General features: G+C 58.5%; 18 protein-coding genes. 3 read left to right on the top strand and 15 right to left on the bottom strand.

Annotated elements, in window-relative coordinates; translation table 11 throughout:
• Window positions 1–136: 136 nt before the first annotated feature.
• The 14 genes from nuoF to AC1MDT_RS11470 form a co-directional block, all read right to left on the bottom strand.
• Complete coding sequence (gene nuoF, locus AC1MDT_RS11535; protein WP_201111669.1) at window positions 137–1,492, bottom strand: NADH-quinone oxidoreductase subunit NuoF; 1,356 nt, start codon at window positions 1,490–1,492, stop codon at window positions 137–139.
• Window positions 1,489–1,986, bottom strand: a complete 498-nt coding sequence (nuoE, locus tag AC1MDT_RS11530; RefSeq protein WP_007970445.1) for an NADH-quinone oxidoreductase subunit NuoE — start codon at window positions 1,984–1,986, stop codon at window positions 1,489–1,491. Before nuoE ends, nuoF begins: the two co-directional genes overlap by 4 nt.
• Before the next feature lie 2 nt (window positions 1,987–1,988).
• Window positions 1,989–3,773: an NADH-quinone oxidoreductase subunit C/D gene (gene nuoC / locus AC1MDT_RS11525; RefSeq protein ID WP_201111671.1), complete on the bottom strand. Its 1,785-nt coding sequence runs from the start codon at window positions 3,771–3,773 to the stop codon at window positions 1,989–1,991.
• Between the two features lie 72 nt (window positions 3,774–3,845).
• Window positions 3,846–4,520: a NuoB/complex I 20 kDa subunit family protein gene (locus tag AC1MDT_RS11520; protein WP_007946424.1), complete on the bottom strand. Its 675-nt coding sequence runs from the start codon at window positions 4,518–4,520 to the stop codon at window positions 3,846–3,848.
• 10 nt (window positions 4,521–4,530) lie between these two features.
• Window positions 4,531–4,944, bottom strand: a complete 414-nt coding sequence (locus tag AC1MDT_RS11515) for an NADH-quinone oxidoreductase subunit A (protein ID WP_003223812.1) — start codon at window positions 4,942–4,944, stop codon at window positions 4,531–4,533.
• A 645-nt stretch (window positions 4,945–5,589) separates the two neighbouring features.
• Window positions 5,590–6,915 (bottom strand): isocitrate lyase, encoded by a 1,326-nt coding sequence (aceA, locus tag AC1MDT_RS11510; protein ID WP_008032724.1) that lies wholly within the window; start codon window positions 6,913–6,915, stop codon window positions 5,590–5,592.
• Between the two features lie 498 nt (window positions 6,916–7,413).
• Window positions 7,414–8,175 carry a secretin N-terminal domain-containing protein gene (locus AC1MDT_RS11505; protein WP_480422135.1) on the bottom strand — a complete coding sequence of 254 codons (762 nt, stop codon included), beginning with the start codon at window positions 8,173–8,175 and terminating at the stop codon, window positions 7,414–7,416.
• 350 nt (window positions 8,176–8,525) lie between these two features.
• Complete coding sequence (locus AC1MDT_RS11500) at window positions 8,526–8,951, bottom strand: GNAT family N-acetyltransferase (protein ID WP_480422134.1); 426 nt, start codon at window positions 8,949–8,951, stop codon at window positions 8,526–8,528.
• A complete protein-coding gene (locus AC1MDT_RS11495) occupies window positions 8,944–10,113 on the bottom strand; it encodes a ribosomal protein uL16 3-hydroxylase (RefSeq protein WP_480422133.1) in 1,170 nt (389 codons plus the stop codon). Before AC1MDT_RS11495 ends, AC1MDT_RS11500 begins: the two co-directional genes overlap by 8 nt.
• Before the next feature lie 86 nt (window positions 10,114–10,199).
• A complete protein-coding gene (gene purB / locus AC1MDT_RS11490) occupies window positions 10,200–11,570 on the bottom strand; it encodes an adenylosuccinate lyase (RefSeq protein ID WP_201111682.1) in 1,371 nt (456 codons plus the stop codon).
• Between the two features lie 126 nt (window positions 11,571–11,696).
• On the bottom strand, window positions 11,697–12,320 hold the full coding sequence (hflD, locus tag AC1MDT_RS11485) for a high frequency lysogenization protein HflD (RefSeq protein ID WP_480422132.1): 624 nt from the start codon (window positions 12,318–12,320) through the stop codon (window positions 11,697–11,699).
• The gene (gene mnmA / locus AC1MDT_RS11480; RefSeq protein WP_480422131.1) at window positions 12,317–13,450 is read right to left on the bottom strand and encodes a tRNA 2-thiouridine(34) synthase MnmA; all 1,134 of its coding nucleotides are present in this window, start codon (window positions 13,448–13,450) and stop codon (window positions 12,317–12,319) included. The genes hflD and mnmA overlap by 4 nt, the downstream gene beginning before the upstream one ends.
• A gap of 59 nt (window positions 13,451–13,509) precedes the next feature.
• Window positions 13,510–13,956: an NUDIX hydrolase gene (locus AC1MDT_RS11475; protein WP_480422130.1), complete on the bottom strand. Its 447-nt coding sequence runs from the start codon at window positions 13,954–13,956 to the stop codon at window positions 13,510–13,512.
• 225 nt (window positions 13,957–14,181) lie between these two features.
• A complete protein-coding gene (locus tag AC1MDT_RS11470) occupies window positions 14,182–16,407 on the bottom strand; it encodes an NADP-dependent isocitrate dehydrogenase (RefSeq protein ID WP_480422129.1) in 2,226 nt (741 codons plus the stop codon).
• 497 nt (window positions 16,408–16,904) lie between these two features.
• Here AC1MDT_RS11470 and icd point away from each other — a divergent pair, with 497 nt between their 5' ends.
• A complete protein-coding gene (gene icd, locus AC1MDT_RS11465) occupies window positions 16,905–18,161 on the top strand; it encodes an NADP-dependent isocitrate dehydrogenase (protein WP_480422128.1) in 1,257 nt (418 codons plus the stop codon).
• Window positions 18,162–18,242: 81 nt separating this feature from the next.
• Here the strand turns inward: icd and cspD are convergent, their stop codons facing one another.
• Window positions 18,243–18,509: a cold shock domain-containing protein CspD gene (gene cspD / locus AC1MDT_RS11460; protein ID WP_480422127.1), complete on the bottom strand. Its 267-nt coding sequence runs from the start codon at window positions 18,507–18,509 to the stop codon at window positions 18,243–18,245.
• 225 nt (window positions 18,510–18,734) lie between these two features.
• Between cspD and clpS the strand changes: the two genes are divergently transcribed.
• On the top strand, window positions 18,735–19,097 hold the full coding sequence (clpS, locus tag AC1MDT_RS11455; RefSeq protein ID WP_046032480.1) for an ATP-dependent Clp protease adapter ClpS: 363 nt from the start codon (window positions 18,735–18,737) through the stop codon (window positions 19,095–19,097).
• A gap of 30 nt (window positions 19,098–19,127) precedes the next feature.
• Complete coding sequence (gene clpA / locus AC1MDT_RS11450; protein ID WP_480422126.1) at window positions 19,128–21,398, top strand: ATP-dependent Clp protease ATP-binding subunit ClpA; 2,271 nt, start codon at window positions 19,128–19,130, stop codon at window positions 21,396–21,398.
• Window positions 21,399–21,534 lie beyond the last annotated feature (136 nt).

Raw genomic sequence — 21,534 nt, 5'->3', positions numbered from 1 at the left:
TTCAAAGTTCTTCGTTGGCCCGGTGTCAGCGGGCGTGGCTAATGGAATCTTGTTATTCGCGTGAATCAACACAGCCGTTCAAGGCGTCATCACACGAGAAGGCGAAGGGCACGGACCCTTCGCCTTTTTTAAGCGTTTACGCGCCGACTACGATCGGCCTTGCCAGAGGCGGGACGGCGGCGCTGGTAGGCGCGATGCCGGCTTCGAACTCTGGACGGAAGTATTTGATTGCGCTGCCCAATGGCTCCACGGCGCCCGGTGCGTGAGCACAGAAGGTCTTGCCTGGGCCGAGGAAACCGACCAGACCCAGCAGGGTCTCGATATCGCCGGCTTGCCCTTCACCGTTCTCGATCGCGCGCAGAAGCTTGACGCTCCACGGCAGACCGTCACGGCACGGGGTGCAGAAACCGCAGGATTCGCGGGAGAAGAACTCTTCCATGTTGCGCAACAAGGACACCATGTTCACGCTGTCGTCCACCGCCATGGCCAGGCCGGTACCCATCCGGGTGCCCACTTTGGCGATGCCGCCGGCGTACATTTGTGCGTCCAGGTGTTCCGGCAACAAGAAGCCGGTACCGGCGCCGCCTGGCTGCCAGCACTTGAGCTTGAAGCCGTCGCGCATGCCACCGGCGTAGTCTTCGAACAGCTCGCGGCCGGTGACGCCGAATGGCAGTTCCCACAGGCCCGGGTTCTTGACCTTGCCGGAGAAGCCCATGAGCTTGGTGCCCATGTCTTCGCTGCCTTCACGGGCCAACGATTTGTACCAGTCCACGCCGTCGGCAATGATTGCCGGCACGTTGCACAGGGTTTCAACGTTGTTCACGCAGGTCGGCTTGCCCCACACGCCAACGGCGGCAGGGAAGGGCGGCTTGGAGCGCGGGTTGGCGCGGCGGCCTTCGAGGGAGTTGATCAGTGCGGTTTCTTCACCGCAGATGTAACGCCCGGCACCGGTGTGGACGAACAGCTCGAAATCGAAGCCGCTGCCCAGGATGTTCTTGCCCAGCAGGCCGGCGGCCTTGGCTTCTTCCACGGCACGGTTCAGGTGCTTGGCGGCGGTGGTGTACTCGCCACGCAGGAAGATGTAGCCACGGTAGGTTTTCAGCGCGCGAGCACTGATCAGCATGCCTTCGATCAGCAGATGGGGCAGTTGCTCCATCAGCATGCGGTCTTTCCAGGTGTTCGGCTCCATTTCATCCGCGTTGCACAGCAGGTAGCGGATGTTGATGGATTCGTCCTTGGGCATCAGCCCCCACTTCACGCCCGTGGGGAAGCCTGCACCGCCGCGGCCCTTAAGGCCGGAGTCTTTCACGGTCTGGACGATGTCGTCCTGGGCCATGTCGGCAAAGGCTTTGCGCGCAGCGGCGTAACCGTTCTTGGCCTGGTACTCGTCGAGCCACACGGCTTCGCCGTCGTCACGTAGACGCCAGGTCAGCGGGTGAGTCTCGGCCGAACGCTTGATGCGGTTGGCAGGGCCGAAGGAAGTCAGGGTCATACGTAGCCCTCGAGCAGTTTGGCAACGCCGGCAGGCTGCACATCACCGAAAGTGTCGTCGTCGATCATCAACGCTGGCGCCTTGTCGCAGTTGCCGAGGCAGCAGACCGGCAGCAGGGTGAAACGACCGTCGGCGGTGGTCTGACCCAGGCCGATGCCGAGCTTGCTCTGGATTTCGCTGACCACGGACTCGTGGCCACCGATGTAGCAGACCATGCTGTCGCAGACGCGAATGATGTGGCGGCCGACTGGCTGACGGAAGATCTGGCTGTAGAACGTCGCCACCCCTTCAACGTCGCTCGCCGGAATGCCGAGGATCTCGCCGATGGCGTAGAGCGCGCCGTCAGGCACCCAGCCACGTTCCTTCTGGACGATCTTCAAGGCTTCGATCGACGCCGCGCGCGGGTCTTCGTAGTGATGCAGCTCGTGCTCGATGGCCGAGCGCTCGGTTTCGCTCAAGGCGAAACGGTCTGTCTGGATAAGCGTGCTGTTCATGCTTAGCGGTCCACGTCGGCCATAACGAAATCGATACTACCCAGGTACGCGATCAAGTCCGCGACCATGCTGCCTTTGATCACCGAAGGGATCTGCTGCAAGTGCGGGAAGCTTGGAGTACGAATCCGGGTGCGGTAGCTCATGGTGCCGCCATCGCTCGTCAGGTAATAACTGTTGATGCCCTTGGTCGCTTCGATCATCTGGAAGGATTCGTTGGCCGGCATGACCGGGCCCCACGAAACTTGCAGGAAGTGCGTGATCAAGGTCTCGATGTGCTGCAGCGTGCGTTCTTTCGGCGGCGGCGTGGTCAACGGGTGATCCGCCTTGTACGGGCCTTCCGGCATGTTGCGCATGCACTGCTCGATGATTTTCAGGCTCTGGCGCATTTCTTCGACGCGCACGATGCAACGGTCGTAGGCATCGCCATTGGCTGCCAGCGGCACTTCAAACTCGAAGTTCTCGTAGCCGGAGTACGGGCGAGCCTTGCGCAAGTCGAAGTCGCAACCGGTCGAACGCAGGCCTGCACCGGTGACGCCCCATTCCAGGGCTTCTTTGGTGTTGTAGGCGGCGACGCCGATGGTCCGGCCTTTGAGGATGCTGTTGTCCAGGGCGGCTTTCTGGTATTCGTCCAGACGCTTTGGCATCCATTCGACGAAGTCTTTTACCAGCTTTTCCCAGCCGCGCGGCAGGTCGTGGGCGACGCCACCAATGCGGTACCAGGCCGGGTGCAGACGGAAACCGGTGATGGCTTCGATCACCGTGTACGCCTTCTGGCGGTCGGTGAAGGTGAAGAACACCGGAGTCATGGCGCCGACGTCCTGGATGTACGTCCCCAGGAACAGCAGGTGGCTGGTGATCCGGAAGAACTCGGCCATCATGATGCGGATGACATCGACCTTCTCGGGCACCTTGATGCCGGCCAGCTTCTCGACCGAGAGCACGTACGGCAGGTTGTTCATCACGCCGCCGAGGTAGTCGATCCGGTCGGTGTACGGAATGAAGCTGTGCCAGGACTGACGCTCGGCCATCTTCTCGGCACCACGGTGGTGGTAACCGACGTCAGGCACGCAATCGACGATCTCTTCACCGTCCAGCTGCAGGATGATGCGGAACGCACCGTGCGCGGAAGGGTGGTTCGGGCCGAGGTTGAGGAACATGTAGTCCTCGTTCGCACCGGAACGCTTCATGCCCCAGTCTTCAGGCTTGAAGCGCGCGGCTTCTTCCTCAAGCTGTTGCTTGGCCAGGTTCAGGGTGAACGGGTCGAATTCGGTGGCACGGGCCGGGAAGTCCTTGCGCAACGGGTGACCTTCCCAGGTCGGCGGCATCATGATGCGGGTCAGGTGCGGGTGACCGGCAAAGTTGATGCCGTACATGTCCCACACTTCACGCTCGTACCAGTTGGCGTTCGGCCAGATGCCGGTAACGGTTGGCACGCTGAGGTCGCTCTCGGACAAGGCAACCTTGATCATCACGTCACTATTACGTTCGATCGACATCAAGTGATAGAACACAGTGAAATCGGCGCCGCTTGGCAACCCTTGACGCTTGGTGCGCAGACGCTCGTCCACGCCGTGCAGGTCATAGAGCATGACGTACGGCTTGGGCAGGTTGCGCAGGAAGGTCATCACTTCGACGAGTTTGGCACGGGCAACCCAAAGCACCGGCATGCCGGTGCGGGTAGGCTGGGCGGTAAACGCCTCGGGGCCAAAACGGTTATTCAGTTCGACGACCACATCCTGGTCGTCTGCCTTATAAGGCGGGATGTACAGAGCACTGCCTGTAGTCATGGTTATTTATCGCTTTCGGTCAACGTAAAGAATGAAGCCAGTTTCTTGTTCTATTAAAGAAGCAGGGCTGGATCAGACTTCGTCGGGGCTGCGCAGGTTGGTGACTGCGATTCGCTGTTCGCGGCGCTTTTCCTTTTCGGAAGGCATCTCGGCGCGATAGACGCCTTGATCACCAACGACCCAGGAAAGTGGGCGACGCTCCTGTCCAATCGACTCCTGCAACAGCATCAAACCTTGCAGAAAAGCTTCAGGGCGGGGCGGGCAGCCAGGCACGTAGACGTCCACGGGCAGGAACTTGTCCACCCCTTGAACGACAGAGTAGATGTCGTACATGCCACCGGAGTTGGCGCACGAACCCATGGAAATGACCCATTTAGGTTCGAGCATTTGCTCGTAGAGACGCTGAATGATCGGCGCCATCTTGATGAAGCAGGTACCGGCGATAACCATGAAATCCGCCTGACGCGGCGATGCCCGGATAACCTCGGCGCCAAAGCGCGCGATGTCGTGGGGCGCCGTGAAGGCGGTGGTCATTTCCACGTAGCAGCACGAAAGACCGAAGTTATACGGCCACAGGGAGTTCTTGCGCCCCCAGTTGATCGTGCCGTTAAGCACGTCTTCGAGCTTGCCCATGAAGATGTTTTTGTGGACTTGATCTTCTAACGGATCGGAAACGGTTTCCCGTTCGCCAATCGGATACTGCTCGTTAGGAGCATCGGGGTCGATCCTGGTGAGATTGTATTGCATTGCCAAAGCCTCATTGTTTCAGCTTCGCCTGCCGCTTGCGACGAGCTTCCGGAGCCCAGTCAAGGGCGCCCACTCGGAACAGGTAGACAAGACCTGCCAACAGAATTGCTATGAAAACGAGAGCTTCGACAAATCCGGTCCAGCCGCTTTCGCGGACGGACACAGACCAGGCAAAGAGAAAGAGGGCTTCGATATCGAAGATCACGAAGAGCATCGCGACCAGATAGAATTTGGCTGAGAGCCGCAAGCGGGCGCCACCTGTAGGTAGCATGCCGGACTCGAACGGTTCGTTTTTGCTGCGGCCCCAGGCTTTTGACCCAAGGAGGCTGGAAACGCCAAGCATGAAGGCGCAGAGGCCGACAACGCCCAGAAGGAAAATGGCAAAGCCCCAGTTGTGGGCCATGAGTCCTGTCGCTTCGGGCATGCTGGTAATCCTTAACAGAGAGCAAAGGTCTCTGAGCTTGAAAAAAGAAACAACGCAGTGACGATATGTCGCAGCAATCAATCCCGCTGATTTTATGGCTAAACACCGTGCAAGTAAAATTCAGATAGCGAATTTATTTATAGGAATAAGGACATAGCGAACGGCAAAAGCGCCGTAGCCCTTGCGATGCGGGCATTAGGCGGCATTTCGTCAATTATGTTTTGTAGGGAATGTAACGAACATACTTGGCGCTAAATGATAATCAATATTGTTTGGCTTGGTTTTTGATCTGTTTAACGGGCAAGTGTTCATGAAGTTGTCTTATATGCGTCTTACTGCAAGTAGCGACGGCGTCTGTTTTAGCTGATTTTTTGCCGTGGGTACGGCCCAGGGTCAATGTTTTTCTGTAGGAGCGAGCTTGCTCGCGATGAATTCGAAGGCGGCGCATTTTTCCAGGCGGTACGCGTCATCGTTCACGTCCATCGTCGGAACGCCGCCCGGAGCAAGCTCGCTCCTACAGGATTTTGTGGTGTTGGTGAAAACGCGGGCAAAAAAACACCCCGAACCAGTCGGGGTGTCAGATGTGCGACGTTGCGGTTAGCTTTCTATCCGGTCCGCAACGGCCGTTTGCTCAGGCGAAGGCGATCAGTGGAACTGTTCTTCTTCAGTCGAACCGGTCAGCGCGGTCACCGAAGACGAGCCACCTTGAATCACGGTGGTCATGTCGTCGAAGTAGCCGGTGCCCACTTCCTGCTGGTGAGCCACGAAGGTGTAACCCTTGGCAGCGTCAGCGAACTCTTGCTCTTGCAGTTTCACGTAGGCAGTCATGTCGTTGCGGGCGTAGTCGTGCGCCAGGTTGAACATGCTGTGCCACATGTTGTGAATGCCGGCCAGGGTGATGAACTGGTGCTTGTAACCCATGGCGGACAGTTCGCGCTGGAACTTGGCGATGGTCGCGTCGTCCAGGTTTTTCTTCCAGTTGAAGGAAGGCGAGCAGTTGTACGACAGCAGTTGGTCCGGGTATTCCTTTTTGATCGCTTCAGCGAAGCGACGAGCCTCGTCCAGATCCGGCTTGGCGGTTTCGCACCAGATCAGGTCGGCGTACGGAGCGTAAGCCAGGCCGCGAGCGATGGCCTGGTCCAGACCGGCGCGCACTTTGTAGAAGCCTTCCTGGGTACGTTCGCCAGTTACGAACGGCTGGTCGTACGGGTCGCAATCGGAAGTCAGCAGGTCAGCCGCGTTAGCGTCGGTACGCGCCAGGATGATGGTCGGAGTGCCGGCAACGTCAGCCGCCAGACGAGCAGCGGTCAGCTTCTGTACCGCTTCCTGGGTAGGAACCAGTACCTTGCCGCCCATGTGGCCGCATTTTTTCACGGAAGCCAGTTGGTCTTCGAAGTGAACGCCGGCAGCGCCTGCTTCGATCATGCTTTTCATCAGCTCGTAAGCGTTCAGCACACCGCCGAAACCGGCTTCAGCGTCAGCCACGATCGGTGCGAAGTAGTCGATGTAGCCTTCGTCGCCCGGGCCTTTGCCGGCTTTCCACTGGATCTGGTCAGCACGACGGAACGAGTTGTTGATGCGCTTGACCACGGTTGGAACCGAATCCACCGGGTACAGCGACTGGTCCGGGTACATCGATTCTGCGGAGTTGTTGTCCGCCGCTACTTGCCAGCCCGACAGGTAGATCGCCTGGATGCCGGCTTTAACTTGTTGTACAGCCTGGCCGCCGGTCAGGGCGCCCATGCAGTTGACGAAATCTTTCTCAGGGCGGAAGGACGGCTTGGCGCCCTGGGTTACCAGGTTCCACAGCTTCTCGGCGCCCAGTTTTGCAAAGGTGTGCTCAGGTTGAACCGAGCCACGCAGGCGGACGACGTCAGCAGCGGAGTAAGCGCGTGTCACGCCTTTCCAGCGTGGGTTTTCAGCCCAATCTTTTTCGAGGGCTGCAATTTGCTGTTCGCGTGTCAGTGCCATGGAGATAAACCTCGTCGCATAGGTCTTGGTGGAAAATTCCTGCTCCTGCCAGATACGCATTCTGAAAGTGGCGTAGATGGCTGCTCGCTGACCAGAAGCTTAGGCGGTCAAGTCGGATTCGGCGGGGTGGCGACGGGATGAACGATGGCTCGAGGGGAAGTGAGCAGGTAAGGGCGAACTGGCGAGCGCATTTGGGCGTCGTGGGCCTTTATACGAACTTCAGTGTGATGCCGGGTTTACCTAAATACGCTTCCGTCCCTCGGGACAACTTCGTTCCAGTCGGCAACCTCGTCAAACACACCTTGTAGGCGGTACAGACACGAAGCGGCTCGCGGGGTGGGTGCGAGCATCGCTTCGAAGGCCCTTGCCAGGGCCCCTGATTAGCGGGAGCGAGGCCATCATGCCTTTGCTTTTTTCGATCGTCAAACGTTTTGTAGTGCTTTTTTTACGGCACTACATCTTTGGTCTAATACGACTAATCAGTCAGTTTTCGGTGGTTTAGTCCAAAGTATCGACTTTCACCCGCAGCGTCATGTCATTCCGGCCCTGAGTCGCATAGTTGCGGGTCTGGCCCTGTTTGTCGGCCTGAGTCTGGCTGTTAACGCCAGCCAGAGTGATCCATTCGCCGAGATGGCCCGTGACAGTTGTGTCGGTACTTTGCACGTTCACTACATCGGGACGTTCCTGGCTCATGCGGTCACGGTTGGTGCTGATCGACAGGTGAACGATCTCGCCCGTAATACTGGCTGTGACGTAGAAACCCTGGGTGACGTTGCGGTATTCGGTCTGGCTGCGCAGATCGCCGGAGGAGTCGGCCTGAGTGCTGGTCAGCGGAACACTCTGGCCGACCTGGATCAGCGCGGGTGCACCTTCGCTGGTTTGAACCTGCTGGATGCCGCCATCACGACTGTCGGTGCTGCGAATGATGATCCGGGTCTGGCTCGGTTTGGCGCCATTCACCGAGTAACCCTGGTCGCCCTGGAAGTTGTTTTCATTGGTGTCGACGGTAATCAGCAGGCGCTTGGGTCGCGTGTCGAGTTGCGCGATAAGTGCTTTAAGTTCGTCGATCTTGCGCTGATCGGCAGTAACGATCAGTTGATTTTCGTAGGCGCTGACCTCGCCGTCCTTGCCGATGAAACCCTGTGCCGTCGGCAGCATGTCAGCGCTGGTGCGGTAGTTCAGTGGCACGATCTCGGTGGCGGCCATGACCGAAAAACTACAGGTCAACAGCAGCGTGGTGAGCAGGGTGCGTAGGGACATGTCCGTTATCTCCGACTGTGTGGTGTGTCTGTAGGAGCGAGCTTGCTCGCGATGGATGTGCGAGCGCCGCGGAGTGTCAGGCTTACAGCATTATCGTTGACGTCCATCGCGAGCAAGCTCGCTCCTACAGGTCTTGATATTGCCAGTTTGTCGGCCCGGCGTGGGGCAAGTTGAATCGTAGACAGCAAAACGCCCCGGCATCCGAAAATGGCGGGGCGTTTTGTGGTGTTCTTCAGGGCCTCTTCGCGAGCAGGCTCGCTCCTACAGTGGATCAATGGTGTTGCTGCAATCTGTGGCAACACCTAAAACCCTGTGGGAGCGAGCCTGCTCGCGATGGCAGCACCTCGGTCTCAAGCCGAGTGGCGCACCATGTCCACATGCGGGATGCCTGCTTCCAGGAACTCCTCACTGACCAGGCTGAAGCCCAAACGCTCATAGAACGCTGTGGCCTGCACTTGCGCGCTTAGCATCTGTTGCTTCAACCCGCGCTTCTCGGCTTCGAAGATCACCGCTTGCATCAGCGCGTCGCCGACCTTCAATCCGCGCCAGTCTTTCAGTACCGATACCCGGCCGACTTGCCCGTCGGGCAGCAGGCGGGCGGTACCAATCGGGAAGTCGCCTTCGAAGGCTAGAAAATGCACCGCCGATGCGTCATCAGCATCCCATTCCAGCTCGGGCGGAACGGATTGCCCGGCGATGAACACCGTCTCACGAATGCGCCGGATCTCGGCGTTGTCCTTTTGCCAGTCTGCGGCACGTACGTGAATTTTATTCATCAGCAAACCCCAGGCTTCCTTGCTTGATCAGCTCGCACAGCAGGCCGCGACTGTCTTCGTCGCTCAGCCAGTCGCCCAGATTGTCGACGTGCAGCGCGTCGGCGGCGCAGATCATTTTCAGCAGATCGCGCAGCTTGCCCGGCAGGTAACGGCTCTGGCCGCTGGCGAACAACAGCAGGTCGTCATCGACTTCGGACCAGGCCAGGCGTGCGCTCGGGTTACGAATCAATACAGCGCCTTGCTCGAGGCTGGCGAGCAGGTCGTCTTCTTCGATTTCTTCCGGGCCCACCACCAGTTCCGGGTAGCGCGGTTCGGTCATGAACTGGCCGAACCAGGTCAGCAGCAGGCGTTCGTCGCTCATGTGCTCGGCCAGCAGGCTTTTCAAGCGGTCGAGGGCGTCATGCTGGATCTGATGAGGATCGACCGCAGGCTGGGCGTCGGCGTCGGTGTAGCGCTCTTCGTCCGGCAGGAACTGGCTGAGGAAGTCGGTGAAGTGGGTCAGCACTTCCGCAGCGCTCGGTGCACGGAAACCCACGGAGTAGGTCATGCAATCATCGACGGCCACGCCGCAGTGGGCCAGTCGCGGCGGCAGGTAGAGCATGTCGCCCGGTTCCAGGACCCACTCATCGGTGGCTTCGAACTCAGCCAGGATGCGCAAGTCTGCATGTTGCAGCAGCGGGCTTTCGGAATCGCACATCTGGCCTATTTTCCAGTTGCGCTTGCCGTGACCTTGCAGCAGGAATACATCGTAGTTGTCGAAGTGCGGGCCAACGCTTCCGCCTGGGGCGGCGAAGCTGATCATCACGTCATCGACGCGCCAGCTCGGCAGGAAGCGGAAATGCTCCAGCAACTCGCTGACTTCCGGCACGAATTGGTCAACCGCCTGGACCAGCAGGGTCCACTCGCGCTCCGGCAATTTGCTGAATTCGTCTTCAGCGAACGGGCCACGGCGCAATTCCCAAGGACGCTCGCCGTGCTCGATCACCAGACGCGATTCAACTTCTTCTTCCAGCGCCAGGCCCGCCAATTCGTCGGCGTCGATCGGGCTTTCGAAATCAGGAATCGCCTGACGGATCAGCAGAGGTTTTTTCTGCCAGTAGTCGCGCAGGAATTCGCGCGCCGTGATGCCGCCCAGAAGTTGAAGAGGAATGTCAGGATTCATGTGTAACCTATTGAAAAAAAGCACTTTTCAGACGGGAATAAAAACGCCCGGCGCTGCCGGGCGTCTCAAACGGGTAAAACGGTCGATCAGATGCGCTTGGCTTGCTCTACAGCATTGCCGATGTAGTTCGCCGGGGTGAGCAATTTCAGCTCGGCCTTGGCGGCGGCTGGCATGTCCAGGCCGTCGATGAAAGTTTGCAGCGCTTCAGGGCTGATGCCTTTGCCGCGCGTCAATTCTTTCAGTTTTTCGTACGGGTTTTCGATGTTGTAGCGACGCATCACGGTCTGGATCGGTTCGGCCAGAACTTCCCAGCACGCGTCCAGGTCGGCAGCGATCTTCTGGGCATTCAGCTCAAGCTTGCTGATGCCTTTGAGGCTGGCTTCGTACGCGATCACGCTGTGGGCAAAGCCGACACCGAGGTTGCGCAGGACGGTGGAGTCGGTCAGGTCGCGCTGCCAGCGGGAGATTGGCAGCTTGCTCGCCAAATGCTGGAACAGTGCGTTGGCGATACCCAGGTTGCCTTCCGAGTTTTCGAAGTCGATCGGGTTGACCTTGTGCGGCATGGTCGACGAACCGATTTCACCAGCGATGGTGCGCTGTTTGAAATAACCCAGGGAGATGTAGCCCCAGATATCACGGTCGAAATCGATCAGGATGGTGTTGAAGCGTGCGATCGCGTCGAACAGCTCCGCGATGTAGTCGTGCGGTTCGATCTGCGTGGTGTACGGGTTGAAGCCCAGGCCCAGTTCGTCTTCGATGAAGGCGCGGGCGTTTTCTTCCCAGTCGATCTCAGGGTAGGCCGACAGGTGGGCGTTGTAGTTGCCGACCGCGCCGTTGATTTTGCCCAGCAGTGGGACGGCCGCGACTTGAGCGATTTGACGCTCCAGACGGTAAACCACGTTCGCCAGTTCTTTGCCCAGGGTGGTCGGCGAGGCCGGTTGACCGTGGGTGCGCGACAGCATCGGGACGTCGGCGAACCGGATGGCCAGTTCGCGGATGGCGTCGGCAGTCTGGCGCATCAGCGGCAGCATGACGTCATCACGGCCTTCACGCAGCATCAGGGCGTGGGACAGGTTGTTGATGTCCTCGCTGGTGCAGGCAAAGTGGATGAATTCGCTGACCTTGGCCAGTTCCGGCAGCTTGGCTGCTTGCTCTTTGAGCAAGTATTCAATGGCCTTGACGTCGTGGTTGGTGGTGCGCTCGATCTCTTTTACACGCTCGGCGTGCTCCAGAGCGAAGTTTTCCGCCAGGGTGTTGAGCACAGCGTTGGCTTCGGCGGAGAACGCCGGCACTTCGCTGATGCCTGGGTGAGCGGCCAGGCGCTGGAGCCAGCGCACTTCAACCAGAACGCGAGCACGGATCAAGCCGTATTCGCTGAAAATTGGGCGCAGGGCCTGGGTTTTGCCGGCGTAGCGGCCGTCAACAGGGGAAACCGCAGTGAGCGAAGAAAGCTGCATGGGGTGTTCTCGGACAGTCGGGCAACGAAATGGGGCGCGTATCATACATGAAAAAATCCGCCGGTCCGTTGCCAACTGACCGGCGTACTACGCGTTACAGATTAAAAACGATGTTGCGGGCGCGGTTCAGCTGCTGCGCATCAGCGGGTAAAGCTCTTTCAGCAATTTGCGACGACTGACCACCAACTGCCAGCGATGGCCGCCCAACTGCCGCCACAAGCGTGCCGAACGAATCCCGGCCAGTAACAGCGCGCGGATTTTCGAGGCGTTGCTCGGTTGCTGCAGGTTGCGCATGTCGCCGTGGACCTGAATCCGTTGGCGCAAGGTGCTCAAGGTGTCCTGATACAGCGCACCGCAGGCGGCGATCACGTTCTCGTGCACCGGGCCGAAGTGCTCGACCTGAGACTGGATTTGCGGCAATCGCTTGCCGATCACGTCGAGCATGTCGTTGCGTTTGGCCAGTTGTCGTTCAAGGCCGAGCATCGCCAGGGCGTAACGCAACGGTTCGCGTTGCAGGGTGCTGGGGTCGCGTTCCAGGGCACCAATCAATGCGCGGTAGCCTTCACGCAGATTGATATCGTCGCCGCCGTACACTTCCAGCGTGTCCTTGGGGTCGCGAATCAGCAGGCTGCCGAGCATGCAGCTCAAACCGGCTTCGGCGATCTGGCCGGTCTTGGCAATCTTGTCGACGAGTACGGCGGCGAGAAAAACGCCGCCCAGCGCCGTCAATTGCTCCTGGGTCGGGCTCATTGTGGCTGGCCTTTACTGGTCCACGGTTCGGCAATTTCGATGACGCCGCCGCCAAGGCAGATTTCACCGTCGTAGAACACCACGGATTGGCCTGGGGTCACCGCGCGTTGCGGGTCATCGAAGGTCGCGCGGTAACCGGTGGCGGTTTTTTCCAGCGTGCAAGGTTGGTCGCTTTGGCGGTAGCGGACTTTGGCCGTCAGCTTGCGTGGCTCGGCAAGGTCGATCGGGTTAACCCAATAGATGTCCGAGGCGAGCAGGGCACGGGAGAACAAATAAGGATGGTCGTTGCCCTGGCCAACGATCAGCTCGTTGTGTTCCAGGTCTTTGATCAGCACGTACCACGGCTCGTCGCTGGCGTCTTTGAGGCCGCCGATACCCAGGCCCTGGCGCTGGCCGATGGTGTGGTACATCAAGCCGTGGTGGCGGCCAATGACGTCACCTTCGGTGGTCTTGATCTCGCCGGGTTGAGCCGGCAGGTACTGTTTGAGGAAATCGCTGAAACGGCGTTCGCCAATAAAGCAGATCCCGGTGGAATCCTTTTTCTTCGCGGTGGCCAGGTCGTGCTTCTCGGCAATCGCGCGCACTTCGGGCTTTTCCAGTTCGCCAACCGGGAACAGGGTCTTGGCGATCTGTTCGCCGCCGACGGCGTGAAGGAAGTAGCTCTGGTCCTTGTTCGGGTCCAGGCCCTTGAGCAGTTCGGTGCGCCCGTCGATGTCGCGGCGGCGCACGTAGTGGCCGGTAGCGATCAGGTCGGCACCGAGCATCATGGCGTAGTCGAGGAACGCCTTGAACTTGATCTCGCGGTTGCAGAGGATGTCCGGGTTCGGTGTGCGACCGGCCTTGTATTCGGCCAGGAAATGCTCGAACACGTTATCCCAGTACTCGGCAGCGAAGTTGGCGGTGTGCAGCTTGATGCCAATCTTGTCGCACACGGCCTGGGCATCCGCCAGGTCATCCATGGCGGTGCAGTATTCCGTTCCATCGTCTTCTTCCCAGTTCTTCATGAACAGGCCTTCCACCTCATAACCCTGCTCGATCAGCAGGAGAGCGGAAACGGAAGAGTCCACGCCGCCGGACATACCGACAATGACGCGCTTCTTTTGTGTGTCAGAAGGGGCTGGATCACGCATAGGGATTCAATGAGTGTCTTGAAAAAGGACGCGATTCTAACAGGCCGAAGCCCGCAAGGCTAAAGAGAAGGGCGGATCAGTTCGAGACCGAAGTGTTGGCCGTCCAGATAATCATCGATACAGCGGATGATCAGCTCACTGCGCCAGTTTGCGCGCTGTGCCAGCAGTTCGTCACGCGTCAGCCATTTTGCGCCGACGATGCCGTCGTCCAGCTGATAGTCGGGGTGGTGTTTCAACGGTTTTGCGATAAAGCAGACGCGTTGGTAAGTCACGCCGTTGCTCGGGGCGGTGTAAAGGTAAATGCCCACGACACCTGTCGGCTCGACGTCCCAGCCGGTTTCTTCAAGGGTTTCGCGCACGGCGGCGTCAATCAGGGTTTCGTTCGGGTCGAGGTGGCCGGCCGGCTGGTTGAGTACCGCTCGTCCGCCCTTGAGTTCTTCGACCATCAGGAAACGGCCATTGTCTTCGACGATAGTGGCGACGGTGATGTGGGGTAGCCAATCCATGAAGCTTCCTCGGTTTCAGGTTTGCGGAAAATCTAAAGTGGGGCGCCGACCCCTGTGGGAGCGAGCTTGCTCGCGATAGCGGTGGGTCAGCCAATATCAATGTTGGATGATAAACCGATATCGCGAGCGAGCTCGCTCCCACATTCGTCCGGTGTTGACATTGAAATGTGTGCCAGAAACAGAAACCCCGGCACTGGGCCGGGGCTTCTTTGCATCCTTACAACCTTAAACCAGCGCAGCGATCGCGGCGTTGAAAGTGTTGCTTGGGCGCATGGCCTTGCTGATCAGATCGGCATTGGCGTGGTAGTAACCGCCGATGTCCACCGGCTTGCCCTGAACGGCATTGAGCTCGGCAACGATGGTCGCTTCGTTCTCGGTCAGGGTTTTGGCCAGCTGGCCGAACTGCGCCTGCAGTGCAGCGTCTTCAGTCTGGGCGGCCAGGGCTTGAGCCCAGTACAGCGCCAGGTAGAAGTGGCTGCCGCGGTTGTCGATGTTGCCGACTTTGCGCGATGGCGACTTGTTGTTGTCCAGGAACTGGCCGGTGGCCTGATCCAGGGTCTTGGCCAGCACCAGCGCCTTGGGGTTGTTGTAAGTCACACCCAAGTGCTCAAGGGAAGCGGCCAGGGCCAGGAACTCACCCAGGGAATCCCAGCGCAGGAAGTTCTCTTCCAGCAGCTGCTGAACGTGCTTCGGAGCCGAACCGCCAGCACCGGTTTCGAACAGGCCACCGCCATTCATCAGCGGAACAATCGACAGCATCTTGGCGCTGGTGCCCAGTTCCATGATCGGGAACAGGTCGGTCAGGTAGTCGCGCAGTACGTTGCCGGTCACCGAAATGGTGTCGAGGCCGGAGCGGGTACGGCCCAGGGTGAAAGCCATCGCGTCGACGGGCGACATGATGCGGATGTCCAGGCCCGACGTGTCGTGATCCTTCAGGTAAGCCTGAACTTTCTCGATCACGACGCCGTCGTGGGCGCGCATTGGGTCCAGCCAGAAAATCGCTGGCGTGCTGCTGGCGCGAGCACGGTTGACGGCCAGTTTGACCCAATCCTGGATCGGCGCGTCTTTGGTCTGGCACATGCGGAAGATGTCGCCGGCTTCAACCGATTGCTCCAGCAAGGTACGACCAGCGCTGTCGGAAACCCGAACGACGCCATTGGCCTTGATCTGGAAGGTCTTGTCGTGCGAGCCGTACTCTTCGGCTTTTTTCGCCATCAGGCCAACGTTTGGCACGCTGCCCATGGTGGTCGGATTGAAAGCACCGTGCAGCTTGCAGTCTTCAATCACCGCCTGGTAGATGGTCGCGTAGCAGCGATCCGGGATCACCGCCTTGGTGTCGTGCAGCTGGCCGTCGGTGCCCCACATCTTGCCGGAGTCACGGATCATGGCGGGCATCGAGGCGTCGACGATGACGTCGCTCGGCACGTGCAGGTTGGTGATGCCTTTGTCGGAGTTGACCATGGCCAACGACGGACGAACGGCGTAGACCGCCTGGATGTCCGCTTCGATCTGCGCTTGCTGCTCAGCCGGCAGGGCTTTGATGCGAGCGTACAGGTCGCCGATGCCGTTGTTCAGGTTGAAGCCGATCTGTGCCAGCACGTCAGCGTGTTTGGTCAGTGCGTCTTTATAGAACTCGGCGACGATCTGGCCGAACATGATCGGGTCGGAGACCTTCATCATGGTGGCTTTCAGGTGAACCGACAGCAGCACGCCTTTGGCTTTGGCGTCTTCGATCTCGGCTGCGATGAAGCTGCGCAGAGCGTTTTTGCTCATGACCGCGCAATCGAGGATCTCACCAGCTTGCACGGTGGTTTTTTCTTTCAGGACGGTGGTGGTGCCGTCTTGAGCGATCAGCTCGATTTTGACCGCGTCAGCGGCGTCGATCAGGGCGGCTTTCTCGCTGCCGTAGAAATCGCCGGTGCTCATGTGCGCGACGTGGGACTTGGAGTCCGCAGCCCAGGCGCCCATTTTGTGCGGGTGCTTGCGCGCGTAGTTCTTGACCGACAGCGGTGCGCGACGATCAGAGTTGCCTTCGCGCAGAACCGGGTTTACGGCGCTGCCCTTGATTTTGTCGTAACGCGACTTGGCGAGCTTGTCGGCATCGCTGGTAACGGTTTCCGGGTAGTCCGGAATGGCGAAACCCTGGGCCTGCAGTTCTTTGATCGCGGCCTGCAGTTGTGGAACCGAGGCGCTGATGTTCGGCAGCTTGATGATGTTGGCTTCAGGCGTAACGGCCAGGGCGCCCAGTTCGGCGAGGTGGTCGGCTACGGCTTTGTCGCCCAATTGCTCGGGGAAGCTGGCCAGGATGCGCCCTGCAAGGGAGATATCGCGGGTTTCCACGGCGATATCAGCCGAGGCGGTGAATGCCTCTACGATAGGCAACAGTGAATAGGTGGCGAGGGCTGGGGCTTCGTCGGTGAAGGTATAGATGATCTTCGAGCGGGTGGGCATATTCGGATTAACTCTCTCTTCTTTGCTAAAGAGTGCGCAGAAACTCGAGGGGGCGCCGGGTAAGCGCGCGTTCGTTCAAAGTCATCCATGAGCCGAATGTCGAGATTTGTGCGCGGTGATGTTGGGTGCATCAGTCGAGCGTCAAGCGGGTGGACTGCGGTAACAGTCCTGCTTTTTCGGGCTAGGAATCTCGTCATAGAGAAGGCGGCCGTCGTGACTCTGCGGTCAGCGGGCCGCATTATACATAGGTAGCTGGCAATCTGCCGATGGTTCATACGCAACGAATATCGTCCATTGGTCTAAAGGTCGCAGGAGAGCGTGGGGCGTAGAGTCTTGCACCGTGCTTGAGTTTGGCGCTTTTCCCTTTGCTTTCAGGCTTGTACGTCGCGAACTGCGCAGCTTCGCGGCAGATGGATGGAACAGAGGGTTTGCGTGTCGATTTAACTGGGGTACGCTCGAACGAAGCCAGATGTTCAATCCAAACAATGGAGTTCAGCATGGGATACAAGAAGATTCAGGTTCCAGCCGTCGGCGAAAAAATCACCGTCAACGCGGACCATTCTCTCAATGTTCCTAACAACCCGATCATTCCCTTCATCGAAGGCGATGGTATTGGCGTTGATATCAGCCCGGTCATGATCAAGGTTGTCGATGCTGCTGTTAAGAAGGCTTACGGCGGCGAGCGCAAAATTTCCTGGATGGAAGTCTACGCCGGGGAGAAAGCGACTCAGGTTTACGATCAGGACACCTGGCTACCTCAGGAAACCCTGGACGCAGTCAAGGATTACGTGGTTTCCATCAAGGGCCCTCTGACCACGCCGGTCGGTGGCGGCATCCGTTCCCTCAACGTGGCCCTGCGTCAGCAACTCGACCTTTATGTCTGCCTGCGCCCGGTGCGCTGGTTCGAAGGCGTGCCAAGCCCGGTCAAGAAGCCAGGCGACGTCGACATGACGATCTTCCGCGAAAACTCGGAAGACATTTATGCCGGTATCGAATGGAAGGCCGGTTCGCCGGAAGCGACCAAGGTCATCAAGTTCCTTAAAGATGAAATGGGCGTCACCAAGATCCGTTTCGACGAAAATTGCGGTATCGGCATCAAGCCGGTTTCGCTGCAAGGCACCAAGCGTCTGGCACGCAAGGCACTGCAGTATGTGGTCGACAACGACCGCGACTCGCTGACCATCGTGCACAAAGGCAACATCATGAAGTTCACCGAAGGTGCCTTCAAGGAATGGGCCTACGAAGTGGCCGCTGAGGAATTCGGCGCGACCCTGCTCGATGGCGGTCCGTGGATGCAGTTCAAGAATCCGAAAACCGGCAAGAACGTCATCGTCAAGGACGCTATCGCCGACGCCATGCTGCAGCAGATCCTGCTGCGTCCGGCCGAATACGATGTCATTGCGACCCTGAACCTGAATGGCGACTACCTCTCCGACGCCCTTGCGGCCGAAGTGGGCGGTATCGGTATCGCGCCGGGTGCCAACCTGTCCGACACCATTGCCATGTTCGAGGCGACCCACGGTACCGCGCCGAAATATGCCGGCAAGGACCAGGTCAACCCGGGCTCGCTGATCCTGTCCGCAGAGATGATGCTGCGTCACATGGGCTGGACCGAAGCGGCCGATCTGATCATCAAGGGCACCAACGGCGCGATTTCGGCCAAAACCGTGACCTATGACTTCGAACGTCTGATGGATGGGGCGAAACTGCTGTCGTCTTCGGCGTTTGGTGATGCGCTGATTTCGCACATGTAAGCGCAATGCAGTCGTAAAAAAAACCGCCTGGCTCATCAATGAGTCAGGCGGTTTTTTTATGACCGGGAGATTGCAGCGAGCTTAAGCTGTAACGGTTTGTTGCCCGGCGGGTACGGGCGCCTTTGGAGTGTCCTGAGGTGAGTCGATGTTGACGGCGTGCAAGCCTTTTGGTCCTTGAATGATCTCAAAGACGACGGCCTGCCCGGCCTTCAGGGTTTTATAACCGTCCATCTGGATGGCCGAGTAGTGGGCGAACAAGTCTTCGCTCTTGCCATCCTCGTTGATGAATCCATAACCCTTGGCGTTGTTAAACCATTTGACCTTGCCGCTCACCTTGACACCTGACATACCCATATCCCTCTGCAACAGACTCCATCACTGGAGTATCATCCAGTTTATCCGCAGTCACTTATCATAAATAAGGTTGACTCCGCGGACCTTTTTTACCCACTGTGGGCTCTATTGGTTGTAACACCGTTTTGCCGATAGTCAAGGTGACCAGGCAGTCGGAGTTGAAATCGTTCATAGACGTCCCCACTACTGTATTCGCACAACTGACGAACCTTTCTTTCCATGCATGCAATCAGCCAGATTCGACTAACATTCAATCAGGATCGCCCTGATTCACACGACGACGATTCCGCAGGCATTGCTGTTCAAGAGGCTAAGCCTGCGTTACAGGCGCCGCCGATGTACAAGGTGGTTTTGTTCAATGATGACTACACACCGATGGATTTCGTCGTCGAAGTGCTCGAGGTGTTTTTTAACCTGAATCGCGAGCTGGCGACCAAGGTCATGCTGGCCGTCCACACAGAAGGACGGGCAGTATGTGGAGTGTTTACCCGCGACATCGCCGAGACCAAGGCCATGCAGGTCAACCAGTACGCCAGGGAAAGCCAGCATCCGCTACTCTGTGAAATCGAGAAGGACGGTTAATCGCCGACCACTTGGGTATGAGGTGAAGCTATGTTAAACCGCGAGCTCGAAGTCACCCTCAATCTTGCCTTCAAGGAGGCTCGTTCGAAGCGTCATGAGTTCATGACCGTCGAACACCTTTTGCTGGCCCTATTGGACAATGAGGCTGCCGCCACCGTATTGCGTGCCTGCGGCGCAAACCTCGACAAACTCAAGCATGATCTGCAGGAGTTCATCGACTCCACCACGCCGTTGATCCCCATCCATGATGAGGATCGCGAGACCCAACCAACCCTGGGCTTCCAGCGTGTTCTGCAGCGTGCTGTCTTTCACGTACAGAGCTCGGGTAAACGCGAAGTGACTGGCGCCAACGTGCTGGTTGCGATCTTCAGTGAGCAAGAGAGTCAGGCGGTGTTCCTGCTGAAACAGCAGAGCGTTGCGCGCATCGATGTCGTCAACTACATCGCTCACGGTATTTCCAAAGTGCCGGGGCATGGCGATCACTCTGAAGGTGAGCAAGACATGCAGGACGACGAGGGCGGTGAGTCTTCTTCCTCAGGCAATCCACTGGATGCTTATGCCAGCAACCTTAACGAACTCGCGCGCCAGGGTCGAATCGATCCGTTAGTAGGCCGTGAACTCGAAGTTGAACGTGTCGCGCAGATCCTCGCACGTCGTCGCAAAAACAATCCGCTGCTAGTGGGCGAGGCAGGCGTGGGTAAAACCGCAATTGCCGAAGGCCTGGCCAAACGAATTGTCGACAACCAGGTGCCAGACCTGCTGGCCAACAGCGTGGTGTATTCCCTCGATCTGGGCGCCTTGCTGGCTGGGACCAAATACCGTGGCGATTTCGAGAAACGCTTCAAGGCGTTACTCAATGAACTGAAAAAACGTCCGCAGGCCATCCTGTTCATCGACGAAATCCACACCATTATCGGTGCGGGTGCTGCGTCGGGTGGCGTCATGGATGCCTCGAACCTGCTGAAACCGCTGCTGTCGTCGGGTGATATCCGGTGCATCGGTTCCACCACGTTCCAGGAATTCCGCGGGATCTTCGAGAAAGACCGTGCTTTGGCTCGGCGCTTCCAGAAGGTCGATGTGTCGGAGCCGTCGGTGGAAGACACGATCGGCATCCTGCGCGGCCTGAAGGGTCGTTTCGAAGCGCACCACAACATCGAATACAGCGATGAAGCGTTGCGTGCCGCTGCCGAACTGGCCTCGCGTTATATCAATGACCGGCATATGCCGGACAAAGCTATCGACGTGATTGACGAGGCCGGTGCCTACCAGCGCCTGCAACCGATCGAGAAGCGTGTGAAACGCATCGAAGTGCCTCAGGTCGAGGACATCGTTGCGAAAATCGCGCGGATTCCGCCAAAGCACGTCACCAGTTCCGACAAAGAACTGCTGCGTAACCTTGAGCGTGACCTGAAGCTGACGGTATTCGGTCAGGATGCGGCGATCGACTCGTTGTCGACCGCGATCAAACTGTCCCGTGCCGGCCTCAAGTCCCCTGACAAGCCTGTCGGTTCGTTCCTGTTCGCAGGGCCGACCGGTGTCGGTAAAACCGAAGCGGCGCGTCAGTTGGCCAAGGCGTTGGGGATCGAGCTGGTTCGCTTCGACATGTCCGAGTACATGGAGCGCCACACCGTATCGCGTCTGATTGGTGCGCCTCCAGGCTATGTCGGGTTCGATCAGGGCGGTCTGCTGACGGAAGCCATCACCAAGCAGCCTCATTGCGTGCTGCTGCTCGATGAGATCGAGAAGGCGCATCCGGAAGTCTTCAACCTGCTGCTGCAGGTCATGGACCACGGTACGCTGACCGATAACAACGGGCGCAAGGCGGATTTCCGAAACGTGATCGTCATCATGACGACCAACGCCGGTGCCGAAACGGCCGCGCGTGCTTCGATCGGTTTCACCCATCAGGACCACTCGTCCGATGCGATGGAAGTGATCAAGAAGAGCTTCACGCCGGAGTTCCGCAACCGTCTGGACACCATTATCCAGTTTGGTCGCCTCAGTCATGAGGTCATCAAAAGCGTGGTGGACAAGTTCCTTACCGAGCTTCAGGCGCAGCTGGAAGACAAGCGCGTGCAGCTGGAAGTGACAGACGCTGCGCGCAGCTGGCTGGCCGCGACTGGCTATGACACGGCAATGGGGGCTCGGCCGATGGCGCGTTTGATTCAGGACAAGATCAAGCGTCCGCTGGCGGAGGAGATTCTCTTTGGCGAACTGGCTGACCATGGTGGTGTGGTGCATATCGATCTCAAGGATGGTGAGTTGACCTTTGAGTTCGAGACCACGGCTGAAATGGCCTGAGGGTTGTTGCTGTAAAGCGAAAGGCGCCGAAAGGCGCCTTTTTGCTGTCTACCGAATTTTGATTGCCTTGCGTATAAACCTGTAGGAGCGAGCTTGCTCCGGGCGGCGCTCCGACGATGGTCGTTAACGATGATGC

The organism is Pseudomonas sp. ASL7 (genome assembly GCF_056680375.1).
This window is presented reverse-complemented; position numbering and strand designations above follow the sequence as displayed.

Bases quoted from the DNA above. Each gene is read 5' to 3' on its own strand.
- nuoF (WP_201111669.1), bottom strand. From the start codon at position 1,492: ATGACCCTGACTTCCTTCGGCCCTGCCAACCGCATCAAGCGTTCGGCC.
- nuoE (WP_007970445.1), bottom strand. From the start codon at position 1,986: ATGAACAGCACGCTTATCCAGACAGACCGTTTCGCCTTGAGCGAAACC.
- nuoC (WP_201111671.1), bottom strand. From the start codon at position 3,773: ATGACTACAGGCAGTGCTCTGTACATCCCGCCTTATAAGGCAGACGAC.
- AC1MDT_RS11520 (WP_007946424.1), bottom strand. From the start codon at position 4,520: ATGCAATACAATCTCACCAGGATCGACCCCGATGCTCCTAACGAGCAG.
- AC1MDT_RS11515 (WP_003223812.1), bottom strand. From the start codon at position 4,944: ATGCCCGAAGCGACAGGACTCATGGCCCACAACTGGGGCTTTGCCATT.
- aceA (WP_008032724.1), bottom strand. From the start codon at position 6,915: ATGGCACTGACACGCGAACAGCAAATTGCAGCCCTCGAAAAAGATTGG.
- AC1MDT_RS11505 (WP_480422135.1), bottom strand. From the start codon at position 8,175: ATGTCCCTACGCACCCTGCTCACCACGCTGCTGTTGACCTGTAGTTTT.
- AC1MDT_RS11500 (WP_480422134.1), bottom strand. From the start codon at position 8,951: ATGAATAAAATTCACGTACGTGCCGCAGACTGGCAAAAGGACAACGCC.
- AC1MDT_RS11495 (WP_480422133.1), bottom strand. From the start codon at position 10,113: ATGAATCCTGACATTCCTCTTCAACTTCTGGGCGGCATCACGGCGCGC.
- purB (WP_201111682.1), bottom strand. From the start codon at position 11,570: ATGCAGCTTTCTTCGCTCACTGCGGTTTCCCCTGTTGACGGCCGCTAC.
- hflD (WP_480422132.1), bottom strand. From the start codon at position 12,320: ATGAGCCCGACCCAGGAGCAATTGACGGCGCTGGGCGGCGTTTTTCTC.
- mnmA (WP_480422131.1), bottom strand. From the start codon at position 13,450: ATGCGTGATCCAGCCCCTTCTGACACACAAAAGAAGCGCGTCATTGTC.
- AC1MDT_RS11475 (WP_480422130.1), bottom strand. From the start codon at position 13,956: ATGGATTGGCTACCCCACATCACCGTCGCCACTATCGTCGAAGACAAT.
- AC1MDT_RS11470 (WP_480422129.1), bottom strand. From the start codon at position 16,407: ATGCCCACCCGCTCGAAGATCATCTATACCTTCACCGACGAAGCCCCA.
- icd (WP_480422128.1), top strand. From the start codon at position 16,905: ATGGGATACAAGAAGATTCAGGTTCCAGCCGTCGGCGAAAAAATCACC.
- cspD (WP_480422127.1), bottom strand. From the start codon at position 18,509: ATGTCAGGTGTCAAGGTGAGCGGCAAGGTCAAATGGTTTAACAACGCC.
- clpS (WP_046032480.1), top strand. From the start codon at position 18,735: ATGCATGCAATCAGCCAGATTCGACTAACATTCAATCAGGATCGCCCT.
- clpA (WP_480422126.1), top strand. From the start codon at position 19,128: ATGTTAAACCGCGAGCTCGAAGTCACCCTCAATCTTGCCTTCAAGGAG.